Genomic DNA, 3371 nt, shown 5'->3' on the forward strand with positions numbered 1-3371 from the left:
TGCCCCCGCCGAACCCGCTGCCGTCGCCGCCGGACCCGTTGCCCACGCCGAGGCTCTCCCACGGCAACAGGCCGCCGATCAGTCCTCCGGCCCCCGCCCCCGGAGCCTGGTCGGCGCCGGAACCGGGCACCTGACCCGGCGCGGTCCCGCTGTCCGGCGTCGAGGCGCCCGCAGTGGCCCCAGCCGTCGCCGACCCTGCCGCCGTCGCGGTCCCCGTCGACCCGGGGGTGCCCACGGTCACTCCCCCGCCGGGCACGGTACTGGCTGCCGCCGGCCGTGCCGGAGCGGGCCCCGTGCCGGGCAGCGCCCCGACCAGGCTTGCCCCCACGACCATCGCGGCGGCCACCGACGAGGCGACCGCCGCCACCTGCTGCCCGACGACCACGACCTGGGTCGACCCACTCGCAGCCGACGATCCGTCGGGCCGGATCGGCGCGGACGAGCCTCCGGAGCTCCCACTGGCGAGGGTGCCGGAGCCGAGGCCCGCGAGCGTGCCCGCCGACACGAAGCCCGGCGTCGAGATCCCGGCGAGCAGCACGAGCGGAACCAGCAGCGACCGGAACCCGGCGTTCGTCTCGGCCAGCTCGGCCGCGACCATGGTCGCGTGCGAGCACTGCGCCAGGTGGTTGCGGACCCGCTCGGCCTGACGTTTCGGCAGTCGGCCGCGCACATGGGCGCCGAGGTGGTTGATGGTCCAGCGGCACTCGTCGCTGTCGGCGCCGACGGCCCTGCGGCTCGCCTGCGCGTCGAGGTAGTGCGCCCGCAGGGCCTCCCGGGCCCGCATCGCGCGGGCCGAGACCGCGTTCGCGGTCATCCCGAGGATCGGTGCCAGCACCCGCGGCGCCTCGCCCTCGACCGTGGTGTGCCAGAGCAGCCGCTGGTCGCGCTCGGAGAGGCCGGCGAAGGCCTGACGGACGAGGTCGGCGTCGATCCCCTCGCCCGGGTACTCCTCGATGACCGGCTCGGTCAGCGACTCCAGGTCGTCGGCCTCGGCCGGCACGACCCGCAGGTCACGCCGGGCGTTGTCGACGGCGACCGTGCGCACGGCGGACAGGAAGTAGGCGCGGAAGTGCTCGTCCGGCCCCTTGCCGGCCTGGATGAGCGCAAGGACCCTTGCGCTCGCCTCGGCGACGATGTCCTCGGCCGACGAACGGCCCCGGTACCGTGAGGCGACGGCGTAGGCGGCCGGCAGGTGCCGGCGCCACAGCTCCCCGTACGCCTCGGAGGATCCGGACCGCGCCTGTGCGAGGAGCTCGATGTCGGCCGCCGAGGACCAAGCGTCGCTGGACCACAGGGTCACGTCAACCGACACGCGCATCCCTCCGGCAGGCACTCAGGGCAACCACAGGCAACAATTGTGCCAAGCCCGAGGCGAGAGCGTCGAATTTGACACGGACGGGCCCAGTCTGCCGGGTAGTCCCCCTCCACAAACACCACCCGGAAGACTGGGTCCGCTCACGGTCCCGGCCGCCCGGGTGGCCCCCTCCACGACGCCACCCGGAAGACTGAGTCCGCTTTATCGGCTCGGCCCCCCGGGTGGCCCCCTCCACGACACCACCCGGAAGACTGAGTCCTGACGCACCGAGCCTTGTCTCTAGCCGCTGGTGCCCCTCCCCTGACGATGCGGGGCTCCGTGGTCCGTCACAGGTAAGACGGCCTCGCCGCCGGATCATGACGGGATTTTCGGGTCTCTTCGATCTTTTTTTCCGGGCAGGCTCACGCGGCCCGGGTGCGGGCCACCGCGAAGATCCGCGAGAAGGGGAACAACACCCCGAACGAGCGGCGCGGGTAGGCACGTTCGAGCTCGGCGGCATACGCGTCGATGAAGGCGTCCCGTTCGGGACCCTCGGGCAGCACCCCGAGCACCGGACGTAGCCCCGTCCCGGCGACCCACTCGAGGACGGGGTGCGGCCCACCGTCGGGGGCCGGCAGGACCTGCTGGTAGGTCGTCTCCCACACGTCGACGTCAGGTGTCAGACCGAGCAGGATGGCGGCATACGTCTGCGGGAGCGCGACGGCGGCCGCGCGGTCCAGGCCCGGCCGCAGCTGCTCGCCGCGGGGATGGCGGGCAGCTACCTCGCGCATGAGCCGGTGCGAGGGCGCGGTGAAGTTCGCGGGCACCTGCATCGCGAACACCCCGCCCGGGGCGAGCGCGGCGACCCACTCGGGCAGCAGCCGCAGGTGGGTCGGCACCCACTGGAGCAGCGCGTTCGTCACGAGGAGGTCGACGCGGTCCCCCGTGGCGCTGGGGTCCCACTGCTCCGCGGTCGCCTCGACCCACTCCACGCGGCCGTCGGGGTCGATCGAGCGGGCCCTCGCGAGCATCTCCGGGGAGCTGTCGATCCCGACGACCCGGGCGCCCGGCCACCGGTCGGCCAGGGCCAGGGTCTGGTCGCCCGGGCCGCAGCCGAGGTCGACCACCACGCGCGGGGCGGTCGTGCGGGCGGCCTCGACGCGGGCGAGCAGGTCGCGCATCGGGCGACCGCGGTGGTCGGCGAAGCGCAGGTACTGCTCCGGGCTCCAGCGGGCATCGGTGGTCTCGGACATGACTTGCCTTTCGTTCGACGTCGAGAATCTTGAGGGCGTTAGGGTTGCCTCATGAAGCAGCAGCGCGACGACGTCGACGAGATCATCGCCGCGTGGCGCCGGGAGCGTCCGGACCTCGACGCCGCCCCGCTCGAGGTGCTCTCCCGGGTCTCGCGGCTGGCCCGACGGCTCGAGCTGGCCCGGGGCTCGGCCTTCTCGGAACAGGGCCTGGAGGGCTGGGCCTTCGACGTGCTGTCGGCGTTGCGGCGCGCCGGGGACCCGTACGAGCTCTCCCCCGGCCGGTTGGTCCAGCAGACCCTCGTCACGAGCGGCACGATGACCAATCGGGTCGACCGGCTCGAGCGGCACGGCCTGGTCGAGCGCCGGCCCGACCCGGACGACCGGCGCGGCGTGCACGTGCGCCTCACGCCGGCGGGCCGTGAGGTCGTCGACCGGGCGATGGCCGGGCTCATCGCACAGGAGCGGTCGATGCTCGCCGACCTGTCCGCCGCCGAGCAGCAGACCCTGGCCGGGCTGCTGCGTCGTCTGCTGCTGCCGCTCGAGCCCGGCGGCCACTGACCGGGGGTTCAGCGGGCGGCCTGCTGGAACTCGAGCCGGTTGCCGACCGGGTCACTCGTGTGGAACCGGCGCAACCCGGGGATGTTGTCGTCCCAGGCGACCGGCGCCCCGGCCGCCGCGACCGCTCGGGCGAGCGCCTCGACGTCGGCGACCGCGATACCGGGGTGGGCCTTGCGGGCGGGACGGAAGTCGTCCTCGATCCCGACGTGGATCTCGGCGCTGCCGGCCCGGAACCACGCGCCGCCGCGGGCTCGCAGCGGCTCGGG

General features: G+C 74.2%; 4 protein-coding genes. 1 reads left to right on the plus strand and 3 read right to left on the minus strand.

Features of this window, described 5'->3' with window-relative positions; all coding sequences use genetic code 11:
- The coding region (locus WMI84_RS17585; protein WP_347355070.1) for a sigma-70 family RNA polymerase sigma factor at positions 1–1312 on the minus strand (1312 nt) is incomplete at its 3' end.
- Positions 1313–1716: 404 nt separating this feature from the next.
- Positions 1717–2547: a methyltransferase domain-containing protein gene (locus WMI84_RS17590; RefSeq protein WP_347355071.1), complete on the minus strand. Its 831-nt coding sequence runs from the start codon at positions 2545–2547 to the stop codon at positions 1717–1719.
- A 51-nt stretch (positions 2548–2598) separates the two neighbouring features.
- Between WMI84_RS17590 and WMI84_RS17595 the strand changes: the two genes are divergently transcribed.
- Positions 2599–3105, plus strand: coding sequence for a MarR family transcriptional regulator (locus tag WMI84_RS17595; protein WP_347355072.1), 507 nt, complete (start codon positions 2599–2601; stop codon positions 3103–3105).
- 8 nt (positions 3106–3113) lie between these two features.
- Here WMI84_RS17595 and WMI84_RS17600 read toward each other — a convergent pair.
- Positions 3114–3371 (minus strand): glyoxalase (locus WMI84_RS17600; RefSeq protein ID WP_347355073.1); only part of this gene is annotated, 258 nt, incomplete at its 5' end.

Origin of the sequence: Intrasporangium sp. (assembly GCF_039812505.1) — a bacterium.
Classification (GTDB): Bacteria; Actinomycetota; Actinomycetes; order Actinomycetales; family Dermatophilaceae; genus Intrasporangium_A.

Excerpts from the sequence above, each read along its gene's own strand:
- WMI84_RS17590 (WP_347355071.1), bottom strand. The coding sequence starts at position 2,547 with ATGTCCGAGACCACCGATGCCCGCTGGAGCCCGGAGCAGTACCTGCGC.
- WMI84_RS17595 (WP_347355072.1), top strand. The coding sequence starts at position 2,599 with ATGAAGCAGCAGCGCGACGACGTCGACGAGATCATCGCCGCGTGGCGC.